Origin of the sequence: Magnetospirillum aberrantis SpK, assembly GCF_011022235.1 — a bacterium.
Classification (GTDB): Bacteria; Pseudomonadota; Alphaproteobacteria; order Rhodospirillales; family Magnetospirillaceae; genus Magnetospirillum; species Magnetospirillum aberrantis.
Map to the genome: position 1 here is coordinate 267536 of NZ_JAAIYP010000039.1, position 26991 is coordinate 294526.

General features: G+C 65.3%; 25 protein-coding genes. 10 read left to right on the plus strand and 15 right to left on the minus strand.

Annotated features, from left to right (window positions below):
• Positions 1-34 precede the first annotated feature (34 nt).
• Positions 35-2254, plus strand: a complete 2220-nt coding sequence (locus tag G4223_RS14300) for an ATP-binding protein (protein WP_163681106.1) — start codon at positions 35-37, stop codon at positions 2252-2254.
• Here G4223_RS14300 and G4223_RS14305 read toward each other — a convergent pair.
• Together G4223_RS14305 and G4223_RS14310 are read right to left on the minus strand one after the other, a co-directional pair.
• Positions 2238-2459: a sulfurtransferase TusA family protein gene (locus G4223_RS14305; RefSeq protein ID WP_163681109.1), complete on the minus strand. Its 222-nt coding sequence runs from the start codon at positions 2457-2459 to the stop codon at positions 2238-2240. The two genes, G4223_RS14300 and G4223_RS14305, sit on opposite strands and share 17 nt — an antisense overlap.
• Positions 2460-2466: 7 nt before the next feature.
• Positions 2467-2967 carry an Lrp/AsnC family transcriptional regulator gene (locus G4223_RS14310; protein ID WP_163681113.1) on the minus strand — a complete coding sequence of 167 codons (501 nt, stop codon included), beginning with the start codon at positions 2965-2967 and terminating at the stop codon, positions 2467-2469.
• 259 nt (positions 2968-3226) lie between these two features.
• Between G4223_RS14310 and G4223_RS14315 the strand changes: the two genes are divergently transcribed.
• The 4 genes from G4223_RS14315 to G4223_RS14330 all read left to right on the plus strand — a co-directional run bounded on the left by G4223_RS14315 (position 3227) and on the right by G4223_RS14330 (position 7209).
• Positions 3227-4387 carry a GGDEF domain-containing protein gene (locus tag G4223_RS14315; protein ID WP_163681116.1) on the plus strand — a complete coding sequence of 387 codons (1161 nt, stop codon included), beginning with the start codon at positions 3227-3229 and terminating at the stop codon, positions 4385-4387.
• A gap of 94 nt (positions 4388-4481) precedes the next feature.
• Positions 4482-5102: a peroxiredoxin gene (locus G4223_RS14320; RefSeq protein WP_163681118.1), complete on the plus strand. Its 621-nt coding sequence runs from the start codon at positions 4482-4484 to the stop codon at positions 5100-5102.
• A 166-nt stretch (positions 5103-5268) separates the two neighbouring features.
• Entirely contained in the window at positions 5269-6219 is a 951-nt protein-coding gene (gene trxB / locus G4223_RS14325) for a thioredoxin-disulfide reductase (protein WP_163681121.1), read from the plus strand.
• A gap of 96 nt (positions 6220-6315) precedes the next feature.
• A complete protein-coding gene (locus tag G4223_RS14330; protein ID WP_163681123.1) occupies positions 6316-7209 on the plus strand; it encodes a LysR family transcriptional regulator in 894 nt (297 codons plus the stop codon).
• A gap of 531 nt (positions 7210-7740) precedes the next feature.
• Here the strand turns inward: G4223_RS14330 and G4223_RS14335 are convergent.
• From G4223_RS14335 to G4223_RS14350, 4 genes are all read right to left on the minus strand, one after another.
• Positions 7741-8556, minus strand: coding sequence for a hypothetical protein (locus tag G4223_RS14335; protein WP_163681126.1), 816 nt, complete (start codon positions 8554-8556; stop codon positions 7741-7743).
• A gap of 10 nt (positions 8557-8566) precedes the next feature.
• The gene (locus tag G4223_RS14340; protein WP_163681129.1) at positions 8567-9115 is read right to left on the minus strand and encodes a hypothetical protein; all 549 of its coding nucleotides are present in this window, start codon (positions 9113-9115) and stop codon (positions 8567-8569) included.
• Positions 9116-9302: 187 nt separating this feature from the next.
• Entirely contained in the window at positions 9303-9893 is a 591-nt protein-coding gene (locus G4223_RS14345; RefSeq protein WP_163681131.1) for a hypothetical protein, read from the minus strand.
• Between the two features lie 433 nt (positions 9894-10326).
• Positions 10327-10479 carry a YlcI/YnfO family protein gene (locus G4223_RS14350; RefSeq protein WP_163681134.1) on the minus strand — a complete coding sequence of 51 codons (153 nt, stop codon included), beginning with the start codon at positions 10477-10479 and terminating at the stop codon, positions 10327-10329.
• A gap of 645 nt (positions 10480-11124) precedes the next feature.
• Here G4223_RS14350 and G4223_RS14355 point away from each other — a divergent pair.
• Together G4223_RS14355 and G4223_RS14360 are read left to right on the plus strand one after the other, a co-directional pair.
• Positions 11125-11754 (plus strand): recombinase family protein, encoded by a 630-nt coding sequence (locus G4223_RS14355; RefSeq protein ID WP_163681137.1) that lies wholly within the window; start codon positions 11125-11127, stop codon positions 11752-11754.
• An 85-nt stretch (positions 11755-11839) separates the two neighbouring features.
• Complete coding sequence (locus tag G4223_RS14360) at positions 11840-12397, plus strand: helix-turn-helix domain-containing protein (protein WP_163681140.1); 558 nt, start codon at positions 11840-11842, stop codon at positions 12395-12397.
• A 666-nt stretch (positions 12398-13063) separates the two neighbouring features.
• On the opposite strand, the gene G4223_RS14365 is transcribed toward G4223_RS14360, so the two are convergent.
• From G4223_RS14365 to G4223_RS14400, 8 genes are all read right to left on the minus strand, one after another.
• Positions 13064-14224, minus strand: a complete 1161-nt coding sequence (locus G4223_RS14365; protein WP_163681144.1) for a hypothetical protein — start codon at positions 14222-14224, stop codon at positions 13064-13066.
• Between the two features lie 138 nt (positions 14225-14362).
• On the minus strand, positions 14363-14872 hold the full coding sequence (locus G4223_RS14370; RefSeq protein ID WP_163681147.1) for a terminase small subunit: 510 nt from the start codon (positions 14870-14872) through the stop codon (positions 14363-14365).
• Between the two features lie 82 nt (positions 14873-14954).
• A complete protein-coding gene (locus G4223_RS14375; protein ID WP_163681150.1) occupies positions 14955-15149 on the minus strand; it encodes a hypothetical protein in 195 nt (64 codons plus the stop codon).
• A complete protein-coding gene (locus tag G4223_RS14380; protein ID WP_163681153.1) occupies positions 15146-17674 on the minus strand; it encodes a hypothetical protein in 2529 nt (842 codons plus the stop codon). Before G4223_RS14380 ends, G4223_RS14375 begins: the two co-directional genes overlap by 4 nt.
• Entirely contained in the window at positions 17671-18999 is a 1329-nt protein-coding gene (locus tag G4223_RS14385; RefSeq protein ID WP_163681156.1) for a bifunctional DNA primase/polymerase, read from the minus strand. Before G4223_RS14385 ends, G4223_RS14380 begins: the two co-directional genes overlap by 4 nt.
• A gap of 76 nt (positions 19000-19075) precedes the next feature.
• Positions 19076-19306: a helix-turn-helix transcriptional regulator gene (locus tag G4223_RS14390; RefSeq protein ID WP_163681160.1), complete on the minus strand. Its 231-nt coding sequence runs from the start codon at positions 19304-19306 to the stop codon at positions 19076-19078.
• Between the two features lie 123 nt (positions 19307-19429).
• Positions 19430-20656 (minus strand): tyrosine-type recombinase/integrase, encoded by a 1227-nt coding sequence (locus tag G4223_RS14395; protein WP_163681162.1) that lies wholly within the window; start codon positions 20654-20656, stop codon positions 19430-19432.
• A gap of 385 nt (positions 20657-21041) precedes the next feature.
• Entirely contained in the window at positions 21042-21407 is a 366-nt protein-coding gene (locus G4223_RS14400; RefSeq protein WP_163681165.1) for a DUF2946 family protein, read from the minus strand.
• Positions 21408-21634: 227 nt separating this feature from the next.
• Between G4223_RS14400 and bglX the strand changes: the two genes are divergently transcribed.
• Positions 21635-23893, plus strand: coding sequence for a beta-glucosidase BglX (gene bglX / locus G4223_RS14405; RefSeq protein ID WP_241004124.1), 2259 nt, complete (start codon positions 21635-21637; stop codon positions 23891-23893).
• A gap of 27 nt (positions 23894-23920) precedes the next feature.
• On the opposite strand, the gene G4223_RS14410 is transcribed toward bglX, so the two are convergent.
• Positions 23921-24955, minus strand: a complete 1035-nt coding sequence (locus G4223_RS14410; RefSeq protein ID WP_163681169.1) for an extracellular solute-binding protein — start codon at positions 24953-24955, stop codon at positions 23921-23923.
• A 127-nt stretch (positions 24956-25082) separates the two neighbouring features.
• Between G4223_RS14410 and magA the strand changes: the two genes are divergently transcribed.
• Both magA and G4223_RS14420 read left to right on the plus strand, forming a co-directional pair.
• Entirely contained in the window at positions 25083-26366 is a 1284-nt protein-coding gene (gene magA / locus G4223_RS14415) for an iron transporter MagA (RefSeq protein WP_163681172.1), read from the plus strand.
• The gene (locus G4223_RS14420; RefSeq protein ID WP_163681175.1) at positions 26359-26964 is read left to right on the plus strand and encodes a ribonuclease HII; all 606 of its coding nucleotides are present in this window, start codon (positions 26359-26361) and stop codon (positions 26962-26964) included. Before magA ends, G4223_RS14420 begins: the two co-directional genes overlap by 8 nt.
• Positions 26965-26991: the final 27 nt, after the last annotated feature.

Genomic DNA, 26991 nt, shown 5'->3' on the forward strand with positions numbered 1-26991 from the left:
GCTGAATTCTCGATCCAGGCGAGGACGACCCAAGGTGGCGCTTTGGCATGTCGAGCAGATCACCGCCCGCTTCCTGATCATCGCCATGTCGGTGTCGGCGGTGCTGGCGGCGTTGGTGTCGGGCGCGGTCGCCTGGCGGCAGTTCGAGGGCGAGCGCCATCGCCTGTCGTCCGCCATGCAAGATGTCGCCCGTCTGAACGCCATCGCGCTCCAGGAACCCATGTGGTCGATCAACGACCGCGCCACCGCCGCCATCGTCCATTCGCTGGCCGCCAACCCGTCCCTGTCCTGTGCCGAAGTGACCGATTCCAGGGGCCGGCTGTTGGCCGCCACCGCCGCCGCGGGCTGCGACGCCCCTGTCGACAGCACCCCGTTCGCCGCCGACGTGGATTACGAAGGCCACCACCTCGGACGATTGACCCTGTGGGTCGACCGAAGCGCACTGACCGCCGCCGCGCGGGCCGACGCGCAGTTGACGGCCTTGGTGTTCCTGCTGCTGTCCGCCGCCATGGTGATCAGTTCGGTGTTCGCCCTGCGCGCCACGGTGATGGCGCCGCTGGACCGGCTGAACCGTGCCATCGCCACCGCCGCCAAGGTCGAGACCAATCCCCGCCCGCGCGACGAACTGGGGCGGGTTGTCACCGCCTATAACGGCCTGTTGGACCGCATCGACGCCCATAACGCCGAACTCGAGGACGCCCGCACCCAAGCCGTGGCCGCCGCCCAGGCCAAGTCGCGCTTTCTGGCGACCATGAGCCACGAAATCCGCACCCCCATGCACGGGGTGCTGGGAACCGTGGAATTGCTGCGCGAAACGCCACTGACCCTGGAACAGCGCAAATACGCCGACGTCATCTGGCAATCGACGGAATCGCTTCTGGGCATCATCAACGACATCTTGGACCTGTCACGGATCGAAGCGGGAAAGGTCCGCATCACCCCGGCCCCGACCAACCCGGCGGCCATCGTCCGCGAGGTTGCCGGCGCCTTGGACGCCACCGCGCGGGCCAAGGGGCTGCGCCTTGACCTCGTCACCGCGCCCGATCTGCCGGAATGGATTCTGGCCGACGCGCTCAGACTGCGTCAGGTGGTGATGAACTTGGTCGGCAACGCGGTCAAGTTCACCGAAACCGGCACGGTTTCCGTCAGCTTGGGACGACACGGCGAACGGCTGGAAATTACCGTCGCCGACACCGGCATCGGCATCGCCACCAGCGAGTTGGCCCGTCTGTTCGAACCGTTCCGTCAGGCCGACACCTCCACCACCCGCCGGCACGGCGGCACCGGGCTGGGGTTGTCCATCTCGCGGCAACTGGTCGACTTGATGGGCGGGCGCATCGACGCCACCAGCACCTTGGGCACCGGCTCCACCTTCCGCGTGCTGCTGCCGCTGATCGAGACGTCAACGCCCACCGCGGCAACGGCACGCCCCCGGCACGATCCAGCCTCGGCCACCATCGACGCCGGCCGCGTGCTGGCGGCCGAAGACAACCCGGTGAACCAATGGCTGTTACGCTCGCAACTGGAACGGTTGGGTTACGAGGTCGAGATTCATTCCAACGGCGCCCTGGCGCTTGACGCTTTCCGCAAGGGGACGGAATTCGCCGCCGTGGTCACCGATTACCATATGCCGGTGATGGACGGGCTCGACCTGGCCCGCGCCATCCGGGCCACCGAAGCCCCGAACCAGCGCGTTCCCATCATCGGCATGACCGCCGACGCCTTCGCCGACACGGTCGAGGAATGCCTGAAGGCGGGAATGGACACGGTGGTCACCAAACCTGTCTCGCTTCAGGATATGGCGTCCGCGCTGTCCTTGCGTGCCGGCACGACGCGGACCACCAGCCCGTGCCACCCCGGTCCGCCCCCCTCTTTTACCGAAGCGCCGTTGCTGGATGCCGAAATCCTTGCCGCCGTATGCGGCCCAGATCCGGCCACCCGCGCCGACATGGCGGCTTTGTTCAGCGCCACCGCCGACGATTTGCGCCGCGCCATCACCGCCAGTTTGGCGGCAGGGGATTCCAGGGAATTGTCCGAGGCCGCCCATTCCCTGGCCTCGGCCGCGTTGTCGCTGGGCGCGACGCGGCTGGGACTGACGGGACGCGCCCTGGAACAGGCGGCAAAGGCCGAGGATTGGCTGAAAATTCGCCCCCTGGCGGCACGTCTGGCGGCGCTGGACATAGAAACCCGCGCGGCGCTGAATGCTCCCCTGGACGAAACCGAGGTGTCGGACGGTCTCAGGTCAAACGCTTGATGACGAAGGTGTAGGTTCCGCCCTCGTCGGCCCATTCCACCAATTCGTTGCCGGTCTGGCGGCAAAAGACGTCCATGTCCCTGACCGCACCGGGATCGGTGGCGACCACCTTGAGCAGCCCGCCTTGCGCAACATTCTTCAACGCCTTCTTGGTGCGCAGGATGGGCAGCGGGCACGCCAGCCCGGTAACATCCAGAATGTCCATGACGGTCCTATTCGTGCTCGGCCTCGGGGCCGGCGTCGACGTCGATCGGCACGCCCGGCTGAAGCTTCGAGGTGCGGATGGCCAGCGAGCTTTTGACGTGGCTGATGTTGGGCGCCGCCGTCAGCTTGGTGGTGAGGAAACGCTGATAGTCGTCCCAGTCGTGGGCGACGATCTTCAACAGGAAGTCGGTTTCGCCCGCCAGCATGTGGCATTCGCGAACCTCGGGCCACCCCTGTACAAGTTCTTCGAAGGACCGCAAATCCGCCTCGGCCTGACTGTTGAGGCCGACATGGGCGAAGACCGTGACGTTGAAGGCCAGGGCGTGCGGCTCGATCTCGGCGTGGTAGCCCTTGATGTAACCGGCCTCCTCGAGCGCGCGGACACGGCGCAGGCAGGGCGGCGCGGAAATGCCGGCACGGCGGGCCAGTTCCACGTTGGTCATGCGACCGTCGGCTTGCAGATCCGCCAGGATTCGGCGGTCGATGCGGTCGAGCTTGACCCGTTGCATATTTAAGGAACTCCAACCGGAACGCGTTTCACGAAATTATATTACCGCGCTCGGTTCGCCCCGCCAAGCGCCTGTTTGTATCGGAAGCACGCATGCCCCCTCTGCGCCCGCGCCCGATCGCACGAACCAAGGAATTCACGGCTCCCTGTGTCCGCCGCGCCACACGGCCAAGACCCTATGGCGCGGGCCGTGCGCCTGCGCTACCGTCGATTTTTTATCCAATCTAAAACGATAACGGGACGGCGGGACACAGGCTGGCATGGCGTTGGATTTCCAGACCCTGGTGGTCGCGGTAAGCTTGGCGGCGGCCTTCTGCGCCTCGGCCCGCATCTTACTGTGGCGCATGCATCCCGACGTTCCCGGCCTGGGACATTGGGGCTGGGCGGGCATCTTGTCGGCGATCGCCCTGGCGCTTTACAGCCAAATGCACGGCCTGCCCCGATGGTGGATGCTGCCGCTCCCCCCATTGCTGGCCTCGACGGCGCTGATGGTGGCCTGGGACGGCTTCCGCCGTTTCTTTGGCCGTAGCCCCCTGCCCCGTGCCACCTGGGTGGTCTTGGCGGCGGTTGTAGCCCTTCCCCCCTACGCAGCCTCGGCTCTGGACTGGACTTCCGGGCGGATTCTCACCAATTCGGCCAGCATCGGCGTGCTGGCGACGCTGATCGCCCGCGAATTGTGGCGCCCAAGTCCGTGGAGCGGGCTTGCCACCCGCGTCACCGCCTATACCTACGCCGCCACCGCCCTGTTCATGGTGTTACGCATCGCCGCCGCCTTGCGGGGGCCGGAAGTCGACTTCAACGGCCCCTTTCCGTCGCTGAGCCTGCTGTGGTGGCTGGCCAACTCGGTGGCGGTGGCCCTGGGCATGGCGTTGATGACCGGCGAACGCCTGCAATGGGACCTGGACCGCCAAGCCAGCCAGGACCCGCTGACCGGCACCTTGAACCGCCGGGCCTTCACCGCCTTGGCCACGCGCGAAGTGGCGCGGTCGCGCCGTACCGGCCGACCGTTGTCGTTGCTGGCCATGGACCTGGATCACTTCAAGCGCATCAATGACCAGTTCGGCCACGCCGTCGGCGACGAAACGCTGTGCCGGTTCGTCGCGGTCGCCATCGGCCAGTTGCGGGGCAACGACATCCTGTGCCGGTTCGGCGGCGAGGAATTCGTCGCCCTGTTGCCGGAAACCGGCACCGAGGCGGCATGGGTCGTCGGCGAACGGCTGCGTCTGGCGCTGACGGCCGCCGACGCCATCGCTGCGGGGCCGCCGCTGACCGTCAGCATGGGCATCGCCGAACTTCAGCCGACCGACACCATGGAGGACACCCTGAAGCGGGCCGACGCCGCCCTGTATCAGGCCAAGGCCAATGGCCGCAACCGATGCGTCATGGCGGAGCCGTCGGCCACCGCTGTTGCTGTTCATTGAAGCCTGGAATCATTCCACCTTGCCCGCCACCGGCGAGGGGACTAGATTGCCATCCATGTTCCACCCCTTTCCTTAATATAAGGGAGCCCCAAGGATGACCGACGCGATCAACCCCGTGAGCCTGGTGACCCAAGCCGCCCCGGACTTCACCGCCCCGGCGGTGATGCCGGACAACGAGATCAACCCGGCTTTCAACCTGAAGTCCTATCTGGCCGGCTCCTATGGCCTGGTGTTCTTCTATCCTCTGGACTTCACCTTCGTGTGCCCGTCCGAGATCCTGGCCCACGACCACCGCCTCAAGGCCTTTGCGGAAAAGGGCGTCAAGGTCGTCGCCGTGTCGGTTGACAGCCACTTCACCCATCTGGCGTGGAAGAACACCCCGGTCGAGAAGGGTGGCCTGGGCAACGTTCAGTTCCCCATGGTGGCCGACCTGACCAAGGACATCGCCAAGTCGTTCGGCGTGCTGCTGCCGGGCGGCGTCGCCCTGCGCGGTTCGTTCCTGATCGACAAGGCCGGCACCGTTCAGGTTGCCCACGTCAACAACCTGCCGCTGGGCCGCAACGTCGACGAGATGCTGCGTCTGGTCGACGCCTTGCAGTTCACCGAAGAACATGGCGAGGTGTGTCCCGCCGGCTGGCAAAAGGGCAAGTCCGGCATGCAGGCCAGCCCCGAGGGCGTGGCCAAGTATCTGGCCGAGAACGCCAAGGACCTGTAAGCCTCGGGCCACGGCCTGAAACCAAGGGGCGCAGAGGCAACTCCGCGCCCCTTGCCTTTTTATTAGTTGATCCTAATATAATAACATCTTCAGCCGTTTCGAGCGACGCTTGCGCAAGGACGGCACCGAACCTATTTTGTCACAACCTTTTTGCCGGGGGATCGCCATGGCCACCCACCACACCAAAGTCCTCATCCTCGGGTCCGGCCCGGCCGGCTGCACCGCCGCCATCTACGCCGCCCGTGCCAATCTGTCGCCGCTTCTGGTCGCCGGCCTCCAGCCGGGTGGCCAGCTGACCATCACCACCGACGTCGAGAACTTCCCCGGCTTCGCCGAGGCGGTGCAGGGTCCGTGGCTGATGGAACAGATGCAAGAGCAGGCCGAGCATGTGGGCACCCAGTTCCTGTACGACACCATCACCGAGGTGGACCTGTCCAAGCGGCCATTCGTCGCCAAGGGCGATTCGGGCGATACCTATGTTGGCGAAACCCTGGTGATCTGCACCGGCGCCACCGCGCGCTGGCTGGGCATCGAGTCGGAAAAGAAGTTCCAGGGCTTTGGCGTTTCCGCCTGCGCCACCTGTGACGGCTTCTTCTTCCGGGGCAAGGAAGTGGTGGTGGTCGGCGGCGGCAATTCCGCGGTCGAGGAAGCCATCTACCTTGCCGGCATCGCCAGCAAGGTGACCCTGGTGCACCGCCGCGATTCCCTTCGCGCCGAAAAGATCGCCCAGGACCGCCTGTTGGCCAACCCCAAGGTAAGCGTGTGCTGGGACAGCGTCATCGATGAAATCGTCGGCGACAGCAACCCGCCCGGCGTCACCGGCGTTCGCCTGAAGAACGTGAAGACCGGCGAAGTGTCCACCGTGTCGTGCGACGGCGTATTCATCGCCATCGGCCACAGCCCCAACACCGAGTTGTTCAAGGGTGCGGTCACCATCGACGACGAAGGCTACATCGTCACCACGCCCGGTTCGACCGCCACCAACATTCCCGGCGTTTTCGCCGCCGGCGACGTCCAGGACAAGACCTACCGCCAGGCGGTGACCGCGGCCGGCACCGGCTGCATGGCGGCGCTCGAAGCGGAACGTTTCCTCGCCATCCATGGACATACGCCGTAAGTTGCGGCACAGTAACAGCCGCAGAACAATACCGGCCCGGCGTCTTTGCAAGACGCCGGAGTCGGATCAAGGGGGGAAAGGAGCCCTTTTCGGGACATGGATTGGGACAAGCTCAGGGTGTTTCACGCCGTTGCCGAGGCGGGGAGCTTCACCCACGCCGGCGAGGTGCTCAACCTGAGCCAATCGGCAGTCAGCCGCCAGATCAGCGCATTAGAGGAAAGCCTCAACCTGCCTTTGTTCCATCGGCACGCCCGTGGCCTGATCCTCACCGAACAGGGTGAATTGCTCTACAAGACGGCGCGCGAGATCTTCTCCAAGCTCGCCATGACCGAGGCATTGCTGACCGAAAGCCGGGAACGCCCGCAAGGTCCGCTCAAGATCACCACCACCGTCGCCTTCGGTTCCCTGTGGCTGACGCCGCGCATCAAGGATTTCCTCGACCTCTATCCCGAGATCGACGTGACCATGGTGCTGTATGACGGCGAACTGGATCTGGCCATGCGTGAAGCCGACGTGGCCATCCGCATGATGCCGCCGCGCCAGCCCGACCTGATCCAGCGCCACCTGCTGACCATGCATTACAACGTCTACGCGGCGCCGGAATACATCAAGCGCTATGGCCTGCCCAAGACGCCCGAGGATTTGGACAACCACCATATCGTGGTCTACGGCGACGACGCCCGCGTCTCGCCGCCGGTGGCCAACGTCAACTGGCTTCTGGAAGCCGGGTCCAGCCCGTCGCGGCCGCGCAAGCCGGTGCTCGAGGTCAACAACATCTACGGCATCTACCGCGCGGTGAAATCCGGCCTGGGCGTCGCCGCCCTGCCCGATTACATGACCACCGAAGCAGACAATCTGGTGCACGTGCTGCCCGAACTGAAGGGACCTAAGCTCGACACCTATTTCGTCTATCCAGAGGAACTGCGCCACTCCAAGCGCATCACGGTGTTCCGCGACTTCCTGCTGCATAAAATTCAAGAATCTCTCTAATATATCCTGAGCGCGGCAAGCAAATCCCCTCTCCAGGGGGCACGCTTATCCCCCAGAACGGCACGAAACCGCCACAGACACTTGGTTTGAGCGGCGACGCCTTCGTTTACAATTTTGTTATGCACGCACCGCATGCCAAGCCCGCGCTTTTTCACATGGTTGCGGAAGGCTTCCTGCCGTACATAGATCGCGTGAGGTCGTTTTCGCGACCGCGAAATGTTCTGGCAAGGTCCGCCTTGCCACCCCCAGGATACGTTCCTGGGTTTTTGGGGTCTTGTGACCCTACGTCTCCTAGACGTGAAGCCTCCCTGTTTGACTTAGCCCCGTGGGAAACCACGGGGCTTTCTTTTTCAAGGGGTTAGCGGGCGCGATTACGGGAGCCGTCCGATTGCCCACGGGCGCCATGGGCAATCTGTGGGCAAAATTTTGCAGATATGCTGCTGCGCGCGGCACCCACCCCAGGTTCAGGCGGGTATTGGTCGATGCCTCCCCCGCTGGCGGAGCCGCTACCGCTCGGAGAGGGGGCGCCCCCTAGTAGAGCGTGGCGTTGGGGCTGCGAATGACAATCGGGTCCGGCCGCCCCAAGGAACCAGCCGCGTAATCGGGATGCACCCAACCTGCCCCCGACGACGTACCGGCCTCCCAGCCGCCGAGCGAAGACGGCGCCCATTCCGCCCCGGCGGGCGGAGCACCGATATTGGCGGGCGGCGCACCAGTGCCGAAGAGGCCCCCGGCGTTTGCGATCCCAAGCCCCATGCCGGCGAGAGACAACCCCATACCCAAGGGGCTGAACCCGGAGCCGCCCGCGCGAGAGGCCGCCTGATATTCGAGTGGGAAGACGCCCGACGACCCCTTGGAGAAATTCCCCCACATGCCCACGTTGCCGCCGCCCTGGTTGAGCATCTCGGCGTTGCTGAACGTGCGGTCCCCGAAGCCTTGCAGCTTGGCCTTGGCCGAGAGCTGCTGGCGGGTCTGCGACAGGGCCTCGGAAAGCGTCTTGGCGTTGGCGTCCTGGATCACCTTCGGAGCGTCAGACGACGCTCCCAGGCTCGCCATCTCGGCGTTGTAGTCCCGGCTTCCAGGCACCACGGCATCGTAGGCCGCCTGCCGCTCGGCGGTCTTCTTGTCGGTGAGTTCGTCCTGGGCGGGGCGGTCCATCTGGTCAAGTTCACCCTGCCAGATGTTGAGCGCCTCGTCCTGGTAGCGCCGCTGGCGCGCGGCCTCCGCCTCGGACGCCGCTGACATGGCGGCGTCCGACTTCTTGCGCGCCGCGTTCTGTGCCCGGTTCTGTTCCAGGGCACCGGCAACGGACATAACCGCAGCGGCGGCGGAGATCGCGTCACACATGGTCGCCTCCTTACGGACTGTTGATGACCTTGGAGCTACCGGCGGCCGAGGTGCTGGGACTGCCAAACAGCCCGGTTTGCTTCAAGCGGTCGAGGACGCCGCTGCCATCCGGGTAGACAGGCAGTCCGCCGTATTTGAGGCTGCCGGCGATGTTGGAAAACAACTGCCCCAAGGGCGAGAACGTCGGTTTCATGGACAAGGCGGATGCGCTCGACGCGGCGGCCGACGCGGCAGCGGTCGGATCGGCCGTGCTTTGGAGCTGCGCCACGAGGTTCGACCGCTCGTTGGAAACGGACGTGCGCGCCTGTTTTTCCTGATTGATCCCTTCGTCCGCGATGGCCGCGCGGTTCAGGTCGTATTCCTTCTGGAGATCGGCTTGTTTCGAGCCGGCGATGGTGCTGTCCTGGATGCCGTTCCGCGCCAGCGCGTAGGCAAGGCTTTCCTGAGCCTTCTTGTACTGGTCTTCGACCTGGGGCGCAGCGAAGTCCGTGTAGCTCTGGCGAATGGAACCGAAGTACGGATCGTCGAACTTCGAGAACGCCGTGTCGATCTTGCCCATACCCTCACGGATACGAGCCTGCCGGGCCTCCTCGGCGGCACGGGCCGCACCAGCGCCGCCGTCTCCGCCTCCACCACCACCTCCTCCACACATGGCACATCCTCCTAATCGCTGCTGCCGGCAGGATATGAAGCCGCCCGGCTACGCGAAATTGTTTCCAACCCAGCCCCCACCATCAGGGAACGGATCAGGCCGCTCTGGCTGGCCTGATCGCCTCGGGCAGCAACGCCACCACACCGGCCGGCACGCCCGAATACGCCCCCAGGCGTTCACCGGGGCGGCCATCGAACCACGCAGTGATGTCGGCCGCGTGGGTCGTCGCCGCTCGCTGGTCCAGCCACTCCACCCAGCCGTCCGCCGGGGCGCCGGCCTGTTCGCCGCACCAGTCGTCGGCAACGTCGTGAAGGCGCGCCTCGTGGCGCACCAGCCGCGAGGCCAAGCGGCGCGGAAGCCGCTCGCCGTAGGCCAGGGCGCGGAACCCCTCCAGCACGTCGAGAATGGCGGCCTCAATGGCGTCATGGTCCTCGCCGGCCGGCAGGGCGCAGACCACATCAACGGCGCGGTTCAACCATGCCGCAGCATCGGTGAAGCCCGGAGCCGGGTAGGGATGCGGCTTCTCTTTCGCCCGATCCAAAAGGATATAGATGACCTTGTGCAGCGTATGGGCGATGCCGTCCAAATAAAGACCGCCTTCGATGGCGGGTGAGAGCGCGTCAAGCGTGTCGTGGATGTGGGGCGGATTTCCGCTGATCTTGTGTGCGCGCAGATACTCCGACATGGAAGCCTCGCGGATAGTTGGTAGAACGCGAGGATATTATAGCTCACACCAAGCGGTGTTGACACAATATCTATGCAGGGCCAGAGCTTTGGCGACGATATGTTGCGCTGAGGCAACACGGCGCGGGCGGCGGAGATGGTCGGTGGCCTGCCCCCGCGAGTTGGTGGAAAACTCCTATGGATAGTTACTATAGGAGAATTCCACCAACTCGCTGAGGGCAGGCCAGGGTCCAAGATTTTGCTCGGCGCGGAATTTTTCCGGAGCGCCCGGCATTGGGAGAAGTTTGCGCTTCGGGGCAAGCCCAGGGGGTGGGGTGGGGGTGTGAGCGGATGCGCTGCCCCGCGATCCGGAGGGAGCAAGCGGAGGGCGGACCGAAGCGGCCCGCCTCCAAGTAATAGCTTGTCGGCCGTGAGGTTTCCGGACGGATAGTCCGTTACTGGGGGAGATATCCCTTCTCCCGAAGATGCGCGGCCAACAGCCGCTCGACATACGCGGCCAGGGTGCGACCATCTTCCTTCGCGGCCTTTTCGGCGGCCTCCTTCACATCGGGCGTCACGCGGACCGATATCGCGGCATCCTTCCTCATTGTGTTCTCTCCGCATTCATTGTGTGCAGATAGGCATTGACGGCTGCACTCGTCGTAAGCATACTGCACACATTCGCACACAGCGTCAACCCGGAGCCACGCCATGCTTACCGCCGCCAGGATCAACGCCGAATTCGCCGCCGCCGGTCTGCCCTACGCCTTGGAGAGCTTTCACGGTCCGGCGGGTCTGTGGGCGGTGGTTTCCACCGTCACGGACGACGCCGTGGCGGAACAATGGGCCTGTGGGGAGGCCGAGGCCGTGACCTGGGCGCGGGCGTGGCTGGAGAACGTGAAGCGGCGCCCCAAGGCGTCCGTGGTGGTCCTGTCGGACCGGCGGCGCCCGATGCTCCCGGCGGGTTCGATGACGACGCCGAGGGCTACGCTCGCAGGGTCTACGCATTCTCGCCCCTGCGAGGGAGTAGGCGCCCGACCCTAGCACATGGGATCACGCAAGCGAGAGGCCGCCGGGACGGTGGCCCTTTCGCATTTTCCGGGGTGTACGGAAAACCCCGCGAATTTGCTTCTACCAATGTGGCGCATTCCGTGGGGTTCGCAGGCGCCGGAAAGGGTGTTCGGCAAACGGTTGGTTTCCGTACAGGCATGGCATAGCCTGACGGCCGGCCGGAACCAGTAGAGGAGAACAACATGACCAAGTGCGCGGTGATGTACCTTCGCGTCTCGACGGACGGGCAGACGACCGAGAACCAGCGCCTTGAACTTGAGGCCGTCGCCAACCGGGCAGGTTGGGAAATCGCGGGGGTGTATGAGGATGCCGGGATCAGCGGCGCCAACGGCCGCGACAAGCGGCCGGCATTCGATCGGCTGTGCAAGGACGCCACCCGCCGCCGCTTCGATGTGGTGATGGCGTGGTCGGTGGACCGGCTCGGGCGGAGCCTGCAAGACCTTGTGGCCTTCCTGGGGGAACTCCATTCGGTCGGAGTTGACCTGTTCCTCCACCAACAGGGGGTGGATACGACCACGCCGGCCGGCAAGGCGATGTTCCAAATGCTCGGGGTGTTTGCCGAATTCGAGCGCGCCATGATCCGTGAACGGGTCAACGCCGGCTTGGCGCGGGCGCGGCAGCAAGGGAAGACACTCGGACGGCCGAAGGTGGCCGACGCGACCGAGGCCGCTATCCGGGCGGCGCTGGCAGCCGGCGGGACTGGCGTCCGAAAAATTGCCGGACGGTTCGGCGTAGGCGTCAGCGTGGTTCAGCGCATCCGGGCGGAAATGGCGGAACAGGCCGCATCGTCCGTCCGAAATGGTCCGGAATGAGGACGGGGGATATTCGCCACCCCAAACCCTAGACGGCGTTGATTTCCCCGGCCCAAGATGTGCGCGGAACCATCGGATAACTCGAATGACGACGCCCGTTCGGCGGCTGAACAGCCAACTTGCCGCCGCCAGCATCCCGCTCCGACTGGAGAAATACCCCCGTTCCCGCGTGTGGTCGCTCACCTCTGAGGCGACTGGCGACGTAGAGGCCGTTTTCGCTGCTACCACTCCCGGAAAAGCTGTCGCCAGGGCGAGAGCATGGCTCAGGCTCAATAACTACCGGGTGCCGGACCAGTCCGGAACGCAAGGCAGCGCCGACGACCTGTTGACCCAAGACGAGGTGGCGGAAATCCTCGGGTGTACCCCCGATACAGTCTACCGCATCCGCCGGGCCGGCAAGCTGCCCTACATCCCAGGCCGTCCGGTCAAAATCCTCCGCTTTGACCTGAACGCATACCTCGCCTCGGAAGAGGCTCAGGCGGAAGCCAGGGCCAAGGCCAAGACGGCATCTATTGAGGATCATCTGAACCCGCGCCTCATGGGGAAGGTGCTGGCCGCCGGGAAGAAAGGCGCGCAAGACCCGTATTCCCTCGGGCGAACCCTCGCCCTCCGCGCCCGCGCCACCGGCAAGGGGCCTTGGTGAAACCACCCCCTCATTCCCACGGACTGTTGCTGGCGTTCGAACCGGGCGCGCGTCGATGGTTGATGCGTTCGCTTGGGCGCCGGCTTCTCTCGACCAATTGGCTCCTCCGTTCTCCCCTCACGCAAAATTTCTGCCCGGTGGCAGGGATGGGCTTGTGCTCGTTCGCCAGCACGGAGGCGGAGCGCGGTCGCCCACGAGGACCAATGACCACGTTTTCCCGAATGATCGGCGCCGACTATGCGCGCCAGAAAGGGCGTGGGCGATGATCCGGGAATGGTGCCGCCTGGAGGGTGGCTGCTTCTCAGCATGGGTGTTGCCAAAGCCCCTCTGTTCCCTGTCGGTAAGGTACTGGGGCGCAAGCCGACGCGCACCACCCCACCCGGTTCGGCTAGGCGCCTTCGGCAATAATGTGGTGTAAGCTGGTCGAGCATTACTTGCAGGGAGGCGAGAATGGGCGCCTTATTCCGTGCCATCGCAACGCGGCATTCGCGGACCGCCGCGTTCGTTGCGGCCATCGGATCGGGAGCGTTCTCCACCGCGACGGCATTCACGCCAACCCGTGCGTTGGGCAATTTCCCGCCCGTCGATCCTGGGCTAATCGCCCTCGGGGCCGCGCTATTTGCATTGGCGTGGGTGGTCCGGCCTCGATGACCAGACCACCGGCTGTCAGCCGTCGATATCCACCCCAAGCTGTCGGAGGCGTTCGCGCACCTTGGCTGGATCGGCACCGCGCTGGAGAGCTGCTTCCGCTTCGCGGATGATCTGGTCCCGTTGCGCCCCGCCTGCCCGCGCCTCAGGTGCCGGCAGGTTGCTACCCCGCTTCAATGACGGATCGGGCCGGACGGTGTTGGTCCAAAACGGGTTCCAGCGCCCTTCGGTATGCGGGTTCGGCCCCATCACCTCCCGCCACGCCTGTTCGGCCGCCGTTCCCGCGTCACGGGATTGCTGATAGAGTTCCCCGGCGCGCGCCAACACGGCGTTGCGGTCGGCGTTCTCCATCTCATAGCCGTCAGGGACCAGATGGCCGATCAGGGCGTCCATGCCCCGCATGTCGGAGGGGGAAACGTCAATCGGCCCGCCTGCCCGGCCAGCGGCGGGCGGCTGTCCCTGGATCACCGGGCGCTTGGCAATCTGCGGATCGGCCGGATAGATGTTTTCGCCGGGCGCCACGCTCGCCTGTCCGGAGAATACGTTGGCAACACCAAGGGCCTTTTGGCGCTCGGGCGAGAACAGCACCGTCTCGTTCTGTCCGATCTTGGCGTCCGCGTTGGCGAACTTCCACCGTTCGCGGTCGTCGGTCAGGCTGTGACCGGCCATCGCCGCTTTGTAGTCCAGCCCCGCGTCGTAGCGTCGGTCGGCGCTGTCCATGTCCTGACCGCGCCGCTGGGTGGCGTCCGCCCGCGCGAAGCCAAGCGGAGTGTGCCCCCACTGACCACCCGCGCCCGCGATCATGTTGGACATGACCGTCAGGTCAATATTGTTGGGGTCGCCAGCGGCGTAGCCGGCGCGCATCATCTCCCCGGCGCGATGGGCTTGCTCGGGGTATGCCTGCGCCCAGGCAGTGACGGCACGTTGGCGCTTGCCGGCGTCGGCAAACAGGTTCGGATCACCAAAAAGGCCGTCCGCCATGGAACGGCGTCGGGCCACGTCCTGGTTCAGCTGCGCTTCGGATTGGGCTTTGCCGGCGGCGGCGCTGTAGTAGCCCTCTTGGGCCTGCTGGAGCTTGTGCTTGGCCGCAAGTTCGGGATCGCCAAAAAGAGACTTGGCAAGACCAGAAGCGGCAGAAAGCACGCTCAGATATTCGCTGTTGCCGTCCGGATAAGGCATTGTTGCCTCCTAGTAGATACCTGATGTATATGCCTAATTATCACTGCACGACACTGTTTCTATAATGCACCATGGCGACACAAGGTGTCGCGCAGCGCCTCTCCAACGGCACGGTTCTACGTGCTACCGCGTGCAATCTCATTCCCACGGGCTGGTGTCACTCGAAATCGGAAGCGCGTCGATGGTGATTACGTTCGCCTGAGCGCCAGCCTCACGGCGCAAGTCCTCGACCACGGCCAGGGCGTTTTCGAGGCGCTGGCGCTGATCCATGGCGAACCGCTCCAATTCCTCGACCGTCATTTCGGACAGTCCGCGCGCGCCCTCCTCATCTTCGATTGCCCGGCCGCGCTCATTGAGGAAGTTGGCCGCCTGCAAGGTTAACTGCGCCCCTTTGAGACGGACGCCACCGGGTTGAGTGGAATCGCGCATGATCTCCTCGATCACCGTCAAGGCAGTCGGCACCAGGTCGCCCTCGATGCGAGCCTTGAACCGCGCCCGAAGGGCCGCCTGCACGGATGGGGTTCTCTGGAGCCGATAAGCGATCTGCCCCGCGTGAACGGCCGGCTCATAGCCGGCGGCGCGGGCGGCGTCGGTGGGGGTCATGCCGCGCACGACGGCATCAACGAACGCCTGTTGCTTTTCGGTCAAACTAGACAATTCCGGCCTCTCCAACAGGGGTGGAATGCACGGTATTATGATACCGTGCTTAAGAGTAGACAAGTCTCCCCGCTCAATGACGCCTGATTTCCAAATCGGCCAACCAAGCTATGTGGTTCAATCGCGCCACCACCCCCAGGTCAAACATCAGGGCCTCAAACTCGGGGCGCAGGTCTTCCCTCCCGTGGTGGTCGATCAACTCCGCCAACAACGCCGCATGGCGTAGCGCACTGCGGACGTACTCCTTGGTGTCGGGATCGGCGTTCATGGCGCGGCCCTCCCCGTGCCGGCGCCTGCGATCAGTCGATTGCACGCCGCGATGAAGGCGGGAACCCCAGCTTCCTGTTGCAGCAGATGGATACCCAGCGCATCGCGCATGGCCTCGGGCAGCCCTTTGAGCCGTCCTTTGCGCGCCTCCCTCTGGAGCCAGTCGGAGTAGCCGAGAGCGGCGGCAATCTGCTCAAGGGTGAAGGTGGCGGGTTGCTGTTCCACGGGCGCCGCCTGCGGCTTCGGGGGCGGTACGGGTTGTTCGGCCGGCTTGGCTTCCGGAACCGGCATCGGGATAGGCGCGGCCTCCCAGCGGTCAAGCTGGCCCAACCACCGTTCAGCGGCGGCGCGGGGGTCTGGATGCTGGCGGGTGTCGATCCACACCGAGGCAGACTGGCGCTCCCCGCCGCGGCGGTATTTGAACGCCGCCCACCCCTCCCGCGACTTGGTGGAAAACTCCAATAGAGAGGTACTATAGGAGAATTCCACCAACTCGCCGTTGGCCCATTTGTCCAAGGTGGCCGCGTCCTCCTGGTGGTGCCGCAACCAGTCCTTGCACGCTTGATGCCCCTTCGCGCCCGGTCCGAACACGTCCGCCAACACGGCAGCCCGTCCGCGCCCATCCAGGGGAACGACGCCGCGAGCGAACAGTAATCCGGGCGGGCCGGCGATCCGTTGCGCCTCCTCCCACGTCACCACCTCTACCGGCTCGGGGATCACCACGTCCGTAAGCAGATAGATGGTCAACGGGTGGTCGGCGCCACGCCGCACGCCGCGCCCCCGGCCGATGGCCTGGAGAATTTCCGCCTCGCAGATGGAACGGCGCACCATCTCCGCCAATCGGTCGGGATGGTGGTCCACCTCGGCGGACAATCCGGACCCGTCCGCCAACAACCGCCCGCCCGTCCGCGTCGAGTACCATTCACCACTCGACAAGCGCGCGACGGGCGTCCCGGTGATGATCTCGGCCAAGTCTTCGACCTCTCCCGGCGATGCCTGCGTGCGCCCGACGATCACCAAGGCGGATACGCCCTTGTAGCGATCAAGGCCCCGCATCCCGTTCAGATGCGCGACTGCGAGATTGCCCGGCAGGCGTCCGCTCAGGCGGCCCTTCGCGCCTTTCTCGGGATCACCCACCAAGGCCAGTTGCCCGATCAGCAGCACGTCCACCCGCTGGCCGTCAGGGAGAACTACGCCGCGCCCGTGATGGGTGGCGGCCACCACCTCCACGAATTGCGCCACCTTGGCTTGGTTGTTCAGTGCGGTTTTTCGGTGCTTGTCCTCGGGCGGCTTGCTCTCGTCGTCGATCAGCGAGGTTTGCGAGAACGTCTTGTCCACCACCTGGACGATGCGTTGGTACGGTTTGGCGGCGGTGACGGCGGGGGCGACATTCAGCCGGGGAAGCCATGCGCGCGTAAGCTCAGGCGTGCCGGTGGCGTCGAGATACACCGTCGCCGCATCCCAGCCGGCGTGGATCGGCTTGCGCCACTTGAGCGCCACGCTCACCGAGGCCCCGTGCTGGCGCCGCTGGATCGCGGCAGCCGTGGTGCGCCCGTCGAGCAAGTCAGCCGCGATTTCCAGGAGCCGTGTCACCCTGCGGACCCGTCCGGTGGTTTTCGCCGCGTCCGCCAGGGCCGCCGCGATCTGGTCGGCGGCCATGTCGGGCCGATATAACTTCCTCACCTCCGCATCGCCGGGGTAGCACCGCCGCGCAAGGTTGAACGCCCGCTGGAGCCGCGATCCCGTAAGACCTGCCGTCCGGAAAGGGCCGTCCGGAACGCGGCCGTTGCTGGCGCTGGTGATTGCGGCCCCCAGGGCGCCAAAAACCTCGTGAAGTTCTCGCTTCGCCCAGCCCGGCCGGTCCCCATCCGCGTCGGGACGATCCGGCGGGTTCCACAGCTCGGGCGCCAAGTCTTCAAGAGGGACCGCGTAGGGCTTGGCGCCGAAGCCGCCCAACAAGGCGGTATGGAACGCCTCGTCGATCACCAGCATGTCGAAGGCCGGCTGTTCGGCCTCGCTGCCGTCCGGCAACGGCACCTTGGGGCGCCGCATCGACATCGGGACCGCTTCGGCCAGCATGTTCACCGGGAACACCACGACGGGAGCGCCGCGCACCTGTTCCCGCTGGCGGAGATAGCCGCACCCGTCCTCGCCAGCCACGGCGGGGTTGTAGCGGCAGAAGCCGCCCTCGCGCCGCTTGGAGCCGCACAAGCCTTCCCGGTCGTGGGTCACGCCCAGAACGGCGGCCAGGGCGTCAGCACGGGGGCACATCTTCCCGCCGGGGCACGCCGGGTCTTCCTGTTCGGGGCCACGCCACACAACGGCCAACCGCTCCCCGGCCACCTCGTTGATCCTCGCCACCACCTCGGCCGCGATCTTGTGATTGGCCGTGGCGTAGGCGATCCGTGCGCCTTGGCGTGCGAGGGTGGGGATCGTATTTACGATCTCGTGGGTCTTGCCCACGCCCACGTCAACCACGATGGCGGTTTGCGGGCTTTCCGGACGAATGACGCTGCCGGCGGTCATGCCCAGACCTCGCTATCGTCCAACTGGACATCGGCCGCGACGAAGTCGTCGCGCGCATCCGTGCGACCGTCTGCGGGCATCCCCGCCGCGATCCAAGCCGAACGCCGCGCAAGGAAGTCCTCGACCTCTCCAACAAAACCGGCAATCACATTCCGGACGGTGCCGGCGGCCTCGGCCAGCGTGGCGACGGGCAAAGCGAAATCGGGCGTGCAGGGCTTGCCGATCCGGCTGGGGCGCCACCCTGTCGATTTCGCCAGCCAATAGATGGTGCCGGCACCCGAACGGATTTCAGCGTCCCGGATGCCGTCCCATACCCGAAGCGAGGCCGCCGGGTCGCCGCTGGATTTCGGCGCGGACAGCGACCAATCCAGCCAGATTTCCCGCGCTTCGCCCGTGTCACCCAGCGCGCCCTTGATCGCGTGCGCCATGCCCACCCAATCGGCGCGGGGGAAATCGTCGTTCTTGATGCTGACGAGGGCTGCTTTCAGTTCGTGCGGGTCTTTGGCGAGGTATTCGGCGCGCGGCCGGCGCGGAGCGTCCCGCTCAGGATTGCCGTGAAGCCGGCTTTTGGACTTCTCCGCCCCACCGTGCTCGCGGAGGATCGCATCCGCCGCGTCGATCGCCGCCATGAGCTGGTCCGAGCCGATCAGCGGCAAACCCACGGGCTGAATGCCCAGGACGTCGCTCTCGGGCCAGGAATACGGACGCCCGGTTCCGGGATGAACGCCGAAGAGGACGCTCTGCCGCCCCTTCCCCAACACTTCCAACCGATGGGCCTTCTGGTGGGGATCATCACCGGGCATCGCGTAGCCGGTGGTGGCGATTTCGCCCTTGGGCAGAGCGTCACGCACCCGGTAGAAGCGCGTCCGCTTCGGCGGCGCGCCGACACGAACGGGCGTGCGCCCCAGCATCCGTACCAACAGGGCGTCGATGGCATCCGCCGCGCCGGCATGGCGAACGTCGTTGTCCAGCGCGACAACGGTGCTGCCGTCTGACAGTTGGAAGCCCATGGCGCACCCGACGCTATGCGGAGGCCAATCCTCGCACCAATAGGCCACCAGGGACGCGGCGGGGAGGCCGATATCCTGCCAGCCCCCATAGGTCCACCAACCGGTGTCGGTCCACTTGCCGGGGGCCTTGCCCCGCGCGGCCTGCACTTCGCGGAAGCGCGCCTCGTCGATCTGCTTTCCGCTCGGCCAAGGTGCCGTCCGGATATGCGCGTCGGGGGGTAGGATGGGTAGAACGGGCCAGCCGTTGGCCTGCAATCGCGGGCCGTATTCCCGCATGAAATGCGCGGGCGTATCTGCTATCTTTCGATCCGACATGAAGCCTCCAGCCCGTGAACGCCGGGCGCGGTGGAACGCAAACGGGGTCGCCTTGCCGGGCGGCCCCGTGGTCGTTTCAGGGGGTGGCGTTCTGCGGGCTTCCGGTGGACGGGGCGGCGGCTTCCAGCGAGGCGAGCCAAGTATTGATCGCGCTTTCTCGCCACGCGATGCGGCCATTCGGGAAGCGGATCGGCGCCGGAAAGTTGCCAGCTTCAATCTGCCTGTGAAGCGCGGACCGGCTGCGGATGATGTTGCGCGCCTTCAAGTCGGAGAAGTCGAGAAGGCTGTTTTCCTGTTTGGCACTCATGATTGCCTCTGCCAGCGGTAAACTCTGGCAACTATTGAGAGGCAATGAGAAACCTAGCGTCAATTACTTTCGTTTTTTGTTTGCAATGCTGTATGCGACAATCTTAATGCAAAAATCTAGCGATCATTCAGGGTTTTTGCGCTTTTCCTCTTCGATAAATTTTTCCAAGCTGTATGCGACACTTTCCAGCGCCGAACGCATCGCTTCATCCCGCCGCGACCGCTCATACGTGGCGGTGATGCCCATGCGGCTACGCGGGCTGTGGTTGAGAACCCGGCTGATAATGGCCTCGTCAGCGCCGGCCTCACCCATCATGCTGGCGGCAGTGCGGCGCAGGTCGTGGATCGTCCAAGGGGCGGATAGGGCGGCCTTGGTCTGGAGGTTCTGCGCGGCCCTTCGCCACCCCGCATAGGGTTTGCGGCCGCCTCGGGCAGAGAACACGTACCCCCGGTCCTCCGTGCCATCGCTGGTGAACCGGGGCAGTTGGTTGAGCATGTCAACCACGGCCTTGGGCAGTGGCAGGCGATGCTCCCGCTTGGCCTTGGTCCGCTCCGCCGGGATCGTCCAGTATCCGTTTTCCAAGTCGAACTCGGACCATCTCGCCTGCGTCACCTCTTCCCGACGCTGGCCGGTCAGAAGCAGTAGGCGGACGAGAGGCGCGACGGGATACCCGACGCCATCCGCCGCCAAGATAACCTTTGCAACCTCATCGCCTGACAGGACGCGCTCACGCGGCTTCTCCGGAACCATCCGCTTGATGACTGCGGCGGGGTTCGCTGCAATTTCGCCGGCCTCGACGGCCCAATTGAGAAAGGTCTTCGTCTGCGTTAGGACGCGATTAACCTGGGCGCCGAACCCGCCATCGCGGAGCTTTTCTAGCAGGACGTACACATGGCGCCGCTCGACCGCGCCAATCGGCATGTCGCCAATCTCTGGCAGGACGTGCAGGTCCAAAAGACGCTCCTGCTCGCCAACGGATCGAAGCCCCTTTCGTCGTTGAGCGCGGATGAACCTTTCGGCCGCCACGCGAACCGTTGTTGAAGCGGTCGTGGCCTCAGTTGTCGTCGCCGCTGCTGCGGGGTCTGTTCCGTTCTTCGCCAATGCCAGCGCGTCCAGGGCTACCCGGCGGGCCGCTTCCAGCGAAATATGATCGGGGGCCTCGGGACGGTACTCCCCCAAGGCCATGCGGCGGTGCTTGCCGTCGATCCGATACCGGAGCGCCCAAGAGCGCACACCGTTCGCAGTCACGCGAATTTGAAGCCCGGTCACTGCTGCGTCGGTGACTTCGACGACGCCGGACATGGGGGGCTTGATTGACTGAATGGTGCGGTCGGTCAGTTGGCGCTTCATGGCGCCCTCCGTGGGCAATTCATGGGCAAAATGACGGCGACTTGCCGTCACCATCCAATCATTGACACCTTTGCCCATGGGGTGCAAGGGTGTGGTTAAGCATGGGAAATGCTGGGATATTTTCGGCATCTGGCTTCGCGTCCGAAATGCCTATCGGTGACGGACGGGAGATGGTGCGGGGCGTCTCCTAGACGTGAAGCCTCCCTGTTTGACTTAGGCCCTGGCGTAAGCCGGGGCCTCTTCTTTTCTGCGGGTTTCAGCGGATTGGCCCGTGTGGCATCGGCGCGCGAACGGCGTTCCATGTGGCATAGGTGTGGCAAAACCAACGGCCCGTAGCCGTTCGCGTGTGTCCGTCCGCCAAATGTGCAGAGGCGCATCCAGTTAGCTAACTGGACGTGCCACCGTGGCTATCCGGCCAGGCCATGGTCGGAGACAACGGCAGCGGTTGGGGAAGAACCGCCATCGCCGTCGGCGCGGACAAGGCCGCGCCCACATGCATCAAGGGCAGACACAGGGCGCAGACACGGGTGTCACCGGCTGCCGTCCCTTGCGATTGGCCGTCAAGGTCAAGGACGACCATGCCCGCGGCGGTACACACCACCACGGAACCGGCGGAATCAAGCGTGGAGATTTGCCGTGCATTGGCCACCCCCGGCAAGACGCCGGCGGCCACCACGTTGAACAGCAGCAGCAGGGCAAGCCAGCGCATCAACGGCACGGTCGAAACCCGCACCGCAGAAATGGCCACCATTCCAGCCCGGTTTCTGTTCCTCAGAAACATCAAGGTGCCGTTGCCCAACTCGCCAGGCCGGCGGCCATTGTGGACGAGCCAACCCATTGAGGCAACGTCGTTCGCCCGTTGAAACGCAGCCCCGTCAGGAAATCCGTCCCAACTTTGCGACCCTTGGCTCAGGGCGGGGACTATCGGGCCGGCATTTGTTGGATTAGGCTGAATCATCGCAACAGGGAACGACGATGATGAGCGACAAGACCCCCTCCCACGATCCGCGCATGGCGGCGTTCGTCGATGGCTTGATGTCCAGGATGACGCTTGGGGAAAAGCTGGGCCAACTGAACCTCGTCACCACCAACATCCCGATCGAGCAGGAGCGCGCCGACGAAATCCGCGCCGGCCGGGTCGGCGGCATGCTGGGCGGGTTGTTTCCATGCAGCTTCGGCGTCAACGGCCCCGCCGGTTTGCGCGCGGTCCAGGAAATCGCTGTCACCGAGACCCGTCTCGGCATCCCGTTGCTGTTCGGCTATGACGTCATCCACGGCCACCAGACGGTGTTTCCCATCCCGCTGGGCCTGTCGTGCAGTTGGGACATGCGGCATGTGGAGACCGCGGCGCGTACCGCCGCGCGCGAAGCCAGCGCCAGCGGCGTCAACTGGGTGTTCTCGCCCATGGTCGACATCGGCCGCGATCCGCGCTGGGGCCGCATCGCCGAGGGTTCGGGCGAAGACCCCTATCTGGGATCGCGCATCGCCGAGGCCATGGTGCACGGCCTTCAAGGCGACGCCCTGTCCGATCCGCAAAGCGTCATGGCCTGCGTCAAACATTTCGTCGCCTATGGCGCCCCCGAGGGCGGACGCGACTACAACAACGCCGACATGAGCCCGCAACGCCTGTACGACGTTTACCTGCCGCCATTCCAGGCGGCGGTGGCGGCGGGTGCCGCGTCGGCCATGATGTCGTTCTCGGCGGTCAACGCCATGCCATCGCACGCCGATGCCGACCTGCTGGGAAAATTCCTCGACGGCGTGCTCAAGGTGTCGGATTTCGACGGCATCCCCGAGATGATCGCCCACGGCCTGGGGGACGAAACCGGCGCGATCGATGAGGCCGATCCCCTTCAGACCCTGTCCGAACGGGCGCTGCGCGCCGGAGTGCAGATGGACATGATGGGCAAGGGCTACATCAGCCGCCTGGAAGGTGCGCTGGCCGCCGGCCGCGTGACCATGGAACAGGTGGATGACGCCTGCCGCGCGGTGCTTGAGACCAAGTACAAGCTGGGCCTGTTCGCCGACCCCTTCGCCCGTTTCGACGAAACCCGCGTGGCCCGCGACCTCAAGACCCCCGAGAACCGTGCCGCCGCCCGCGCGGCGGCCGCCGATTGCTGTGTGCTGCTGAAGAACGCGGGCGAACTGTTGCCGCTGGCCCGCACCGGCACCGTCGCGGTCATCGGTCCGCTGGCCGACGACCATAAGAACATCCTGGGGCCATGGGCATTCCAGGGCGACCCGGCCGAGGCGGTCAGCGTGCTGGACGGCATCCGCGCCCAAGGCGTCGCGGTCACCCACGCCAAGGGCGCCAACTTCACCGAAGACCGCCGCATGGTCGAGTTGCTGAACTTCGCCGGCACCAAGGTAGAGTTGGACCCGCGTCCCCCAGAAGCCATGGTGGCCGAGGCGGTGGCGGCCGCCGCCGCCGCCGACGTGGTGGTGGCGGTGCTGGGCGAAGCGGCCGAGATGTCGGGCGAAGCCGCCTCGCGCATGGACATCGGCATCCCCGAGAATCAGCGCGACCTGTTGAAGGCCCTGGTCGCCACCGGCAAGCCGGTGGTGTTGGTGACCATGAACGGCCGGCCGCTGACCTTGCCGTGGGAGGCTGAACACGTTCCGGCCATCCTGGTGTCGTGGTTCGGCGGGTCCGAGGCCGGCAACGCCATCGCCGATCTTTTGTTCGGCGAGCGTGCGCCTTGTGGCCGTCTTACCACCTCGTGGCCACGCCATGTGGGCCAAGTGCCGCTGTCCTATGACCGCGCCACCACCGGACGCCCCGGCAACCCGGCCGAGGATCCGGGGAAGTACACCACCCGCTGCTATCTGGACGGGTCGTCCCAACCGCTGTTTCCGTTCGGCTTCGGTCTGGGCACCACCAGCTTCGCCTATGGCCCGGTGGGCGTGGACAAGACCGAGCTTGGTCCCGACGATCGCTTGACCGTGTCGGTCAACGTCACCAATACCGGCCGGCGCGCCGGGGCCGAGGTGGTGCAATTGTACCTGACCGATCCGGTCGCCAGCCAGGTGCGGCCGGGAAAACAATTGCGAGGATTCGAGAAGGTGTGGCTAGAGCCCGGTCAGTCCCGGACGGTATCCTTTGCCTTGACCACCCGCGACCTGGAGTTCCACGACGCCCAATTGCGCCGGGTGTGGGAAGCGGGGAAATTCGTCATCGGCGTCGGCCCCAACTCGGCCGAACTGGATTCCGTCACGGTGCGATGGAACAAGGGCTGAGCAATTGGCCAGGAAACTGGGGAAACGCTATTTCCCCAGTTTCTCGCGCAGCGCCGTCCACAGGGCTTCCTGGCGCGACTCGGCGGCGTTGTCGCAATAGGTGAAGAAATCCAGCGACGACGACAGCGGCGTGACGATCTCGGGAGCCGAAGCCAGTTCGGCATCCATGTGTTGTTCCGACCCGCGCACCATGTTGGCGTAGCCGTTGTAGTTGCTTTCCAGGGCGGCGATCTCGGGGCGCATCATGAACGACAGGAAGCGCAGGGCGTCGACCCGGTTAGGCGCCCCCTTCGGCACGACCAGGACGTCGGTCCACACCAACGATCCCTCGCGCGGATAGGCGTAACGCAGGCTGGGTCGCTTTTGCCGGGCCTTGAGCGCGTCGCCGTTCCACGCCACCCCCAGCGCATACTGGCCCGAGGCCAGTTCGTCGACGATGGTGTCGATGGTCGCGATGGGATAGCGGCGCAGCATGGGCACCAGCACTTCCTCGGCCCGGACCATGTGCTCGGGCCGGGTCGAACACCGCGGCAGGTTCAGCCAGACCAGGGCCAGTTGGATCATGTCGTAACCGCTGTCGAGCAGCAGAATGCGGCCGGCGATTTCCGGCGGCGGGTCGAACAGCAGTTTCAGGCTGTCGGGGTCACCCTTGTAGACCGTGGTGTCGACGACGAAGGCGGTGGTTCCCCAGGCATGGGGCACGGCATATTCGTTGCGCGGATCAAGCGAGCGCGAACGCCACAGATCCTCGACGTTCCAGAAATTGGGCAGACGGTCCACCTGCACCCGTTCCAACAGCCGGCGGTCCACCAGTTCACGCAACTGGAAATCGGCCGGCACCGCGATGTCATAGCCGGATGCCCCGGTTTCCAGCGGCCGCATCAGTTCGGCATAGCCGGTGACGGTATCGACCTGGACCCGGACGCCGGTTTCCTTCTCGAAACGCTCCACCACCTCGGGCGAAAGGTAGGACGACCAGGCGAGGACCCTGATCTCGGCGGCCGAGGCGGGAAAGGCGAACGCCGTGACGCATAAAGCGACGGCCCATCCTCGGATGTCCATGCCCCCTCCCTGTGTTTTCCCCGTCTCACCTCGGACTGTATCTTACCTCAGGATGCGCCCGCCGTCACAATCTCGCCACCACTTGCACCTAAACCCGCCATCGGAAGCGTGTTAAACCTCGGCCACCATGGAAGTCCACAACACCCAACTTACCGCCGCCGCCCTGGTCGCCCTGGTCGCCTTGCTGTGCGGCGTGGTCATGACCCGCTTCCGGCAACCGGCCATCGTCGGCTACATCCTGGCCGGCGTGGTGCTGGGACCGGGCGGTTTCGCGCTGGTGTCCAACCGCGACGCCATCGGCACCCTGGCAGAGTTCGGGGTGCTGATGCTGCTGTTCGTGATCGGCGTCGAACTGGATTTGCGCCGCTTTGTCCAGGGATGGCGGGTGGCGCTGTTCACCACCGTCATCCAGATCGCCGGGTCGGTGGGCACAGCACTTTTGCTGCGTCAGTTCCTGGGCTGGAGTTTCGGCCTGTCCATGGTGCTGGGGTTCGCCGTGGCGGTGTCGTCCACCGCCGTGGTGATCAAGATGCTGGAAAGCGCCGGCCAGTTGGACAAGCCGGTCGGGCGCACCATCATCGGCATCCTGATCGCCCAGGACATGGCGGTGGTGCCCATGATGCTGTTCCTGGGGGGACTTGAGCGCAAGGGCATCGTGCCGCTCGACATCATCAAGGTGGTGTTCTCGGTGGTGTTCCTGGTGGTGCTGTTCTGGTTGCTGCTGCGCCAGAAACTGCGGCTTCCCATCACCGAGCGCCTGGCCCGCTCGCCCGAATTGGGGCCGCTGGCGGCCCTGGCCTGGTGTTTCGGCGCAGCCACCTTGTCGGGTCTGATGGATTTGTCGCCGGCCTATGGCGCCTTCCTGGCCGGGGTGATGATCGGCAACTCGCCCCAGCGCGAAACCGTGCTGCGCCATGCGGCACCGGTGCAGGCGGTATTGCTGATGGTGTTCTTCCTGTCCATCGGGTTGCTGCTGGACTTCACCTTCATCTGGAAGAACCTGGGGCACGTCCTGACCCTGTTGCTGATGGTCACCTTGTTCAAGACCATACTGAACGTCGCGGCCCTGCGCCTGTTGGGCCAGGACTGGCGCAACGCCACCTTCGCCGGCGTCGCCCTGGCCCAGGTGGGCGAGTTCAGCTTCCTGCTGGCCGAGGTGGGCAAGGCCGGACGCCTGATCACCGCCACCGAGACCCGGCTGGTGGTGGCGGTGACCGTGCTGTCGCTGGTGTTGTCGCCGTTCTGGCTGTTCACCATGCGCCGGCTGAGCCATGTGGCCGACACCAACCTGCGCGGTCTGTTGGCCGCGCTTTACGGGCGCGAGGCTTCGGCCGTCGTCGGCGTTCTGGCCAAAAGCCGCCGCAAGATGCTGCCCTTCCACAAAAGCGGAGACAAAGACACCGATGCCTGACCTGTCCCTGGAACGCGGTTTGGCCGGCTTGGTCGCCGGCATCGACGAAGTGGGGCGCGGCCCGTTGGCCGGACCGGTGGTCGCCGCCGCCGTGATCATCGACCCCGCCACCCTGCCGGCCCGTCTGGCGGAACAACTGGACGATTCCAAGAAGCTGTCGGCCAAGAAGCGCGAGACGCTGGCCGAACTGGTTCTGGAAAGTTGTGTCCACGGCTTCGGCGAAGCCAGCGTCGCCGAGATCGACCGTCTCAACATCCTGAAGGCCACCTTCCTGGCCATGCGTCGGGCGCTCGACGCCTTGGGCCGGCCGGTGGACCACGTCCTGGTGGACGGCAACCAGACACCGCCACTGGGCGTTCCCCTCACCTGCGTCGTCGGTGGCGATGGCTTGTCGCTGTCCATCGCCGCCGCGTCGGTGATCGCCAAGGTGCGGCGCGACCGCCTGATGGCCGAGCTTGCCCGTCAGTTTCCCGGCTACGGTTGGGAAAAGAACGCCGGCTACGGGACCGCCGCCCACATGGCGGCACTGCGGGAAAAAGGGCCGACACCGCACCACCGCACCAGCTTCGCCCCCATCGCCCAACTCAACCTGTTGTAGGCCAGCGCCGCGAAAAACCGCGCAATT

Bases quoted from the DNA above. Each gene is read 5' to 3' on its own strand.
- G4223_RS14305 (WP_163681109.1), bottom strand. From the start codon at position 2,459: ATGGACATTCTGGATGTTACCGGGCTGGCGTGCCCGCTGCCCATCCTG.
- G4223_RS14310 (WP_163681113.1), bottom strand. From the start codon at position 2,967: ATGCAACGGGTCAAGCTCGACCGCATCGACCGCCGAATCCTGGCGGAT.
- G4223_RS14315 (WP_163681116.1), top strand. From the start codon at position 3,227: ATGGCGTTGGATTTCCAGACCCTGGTGGTCGCGGTAAGCTTGGCGGCG.
- G4223_RS14320 (WP_163681118.1), top strand. From the start codon at position 4,482: ATGACCGACGCGATCAACCCCGTGAGCCTGGTGACCCAAGCCGCCCCG.
- trxB (WP_163681121.1), top strand. From the start codon at position 5,269: ATGGCCACCCACCACACCAAAGTCCTCATCCTCGGGTCCGGCCCGGCC.
- G4223_RS14330 (WP_163681123.1), top strand. From the start codon at position 6,316: ATGGATTGGGACAAGCTCAGGGTGTTTCACGCCGTTGCCGAGGCGGGG.
- G4223_RS14335 (WP_163681126.1), bottom strand. From the start codon at position 8,556: ATGTGTGACGCGATCTCCGCCGCCGCTGCGGTTATGTCCGTTGCCGGT.
- G4223_RS14340 (WP_163681129.1), bottom strand. From the start codon at position 9,115: ATGGGCAAGATCGACACGGCGTTCTCGAAGTTCGACGATCCGTACTTC.
- G4223_RS14345 (WP_163681131.1), bottom strand. From the start codon at position 9,893: ATGTCGGAGTATCTGCGCGCACACAAGATCAGCGGAAATCCGCCCCAC.
- G4223_RS14350 (WP_163681134.1), bottom strand. From the start codon at position 10,479: ATGAGGAAGGATGCCGCGATATCGGTCCGCGTGACGCCCGATGTGAAG.
- G4223_RS14355 (WP_163681137.1), top strand. From the start codon at position 11,125: ATGACCAAGTGCGCGGTGATGTACCTTCGCGTCTCGACGGACGGGCAG.
- G4223_RS14360 (WP_163681140.1), top strand. From the start codon at position 11,840: ATGACGACGCCCGTTCGGCGGCTGAACAGCCAACTTGCCGCCGCCAGC.
- G4223_RS14365 (WP_163681144.1), bottom strand. From the start codon at position 14,224: ATGCCTTATCCGGACGGCAACAGCGAATATCTGAGCGTGCTTTCTGCC.
- G4223_RS14375 (WP_163681150.1), bottom strand. From the start codon at position 15,149: ATGAACGCCGATCCCGACACCAAGGAGTACGTCCGCAGTGCGCTACGC.
- G4223_RS14380 (WP_163681153.1), bottom strand. From the start codon at position 17,674: ATGACCGCCGGCAGCGTCATTCGTCCGGAAAGCCCGCAAACCGCCATC.
- G4223_RS14385 (WP_163681156.1), bottom strand. From the start codon at position 18,999: ATGTCGGATCGAAAGATAGCAGATACGCCCGCGCATTTCATGCGGGAA.
- G4223_RS14390 (WP_163681160.1), bottom strand. From the start codon at position 19,306: ATGAGTGCCAAACAGGAAAACAGCCTTCTCGACTTCTCCGACTTGAAG.
- G4223_RS14395 (WP_163681162.1), bottom strand. From the start codon at position 20,656: ATGAAGCGCCAACTGACCGACCGCACCATTCAGTCAATCAAGCCCCCC.
- G4223_RS14400 (WP_163681165.1), bottom strand. From the start codon at position 21,407: ATGGTGGCCATTTCTGCGGTGCGGGTTTCGACCGTGCCGTTGATGCGC.
- bglX (WP_241004124.1), top strand. From the start codon at position 21,635: ATGAGCGACAAGACCCCCTCCCACGATCCGCGCATGGCGGCGTTCGTC.
- G4223_RS14410 (WP_163681169.1), bottom strand. From the start codon at position 24,955: ATGGACATCCGAGGATGGGCCGTCGCTTTATGCGTCACGGCGTTCGCC.
- magA (WP_163681172.1), top strand. From the start codon at position 25,083: ATGGAAGTCCACAACACCCAACTTACCGCCGCCGCCCTGGTCGCCCTG.
- G4223_RS14420 (WP_163681175.1), top strand. From the start codon at position 26,359: ATGCCTGACCTGTCCCTGGAACGCGGTTTGGCCGGCTTGGTCGCCGGC.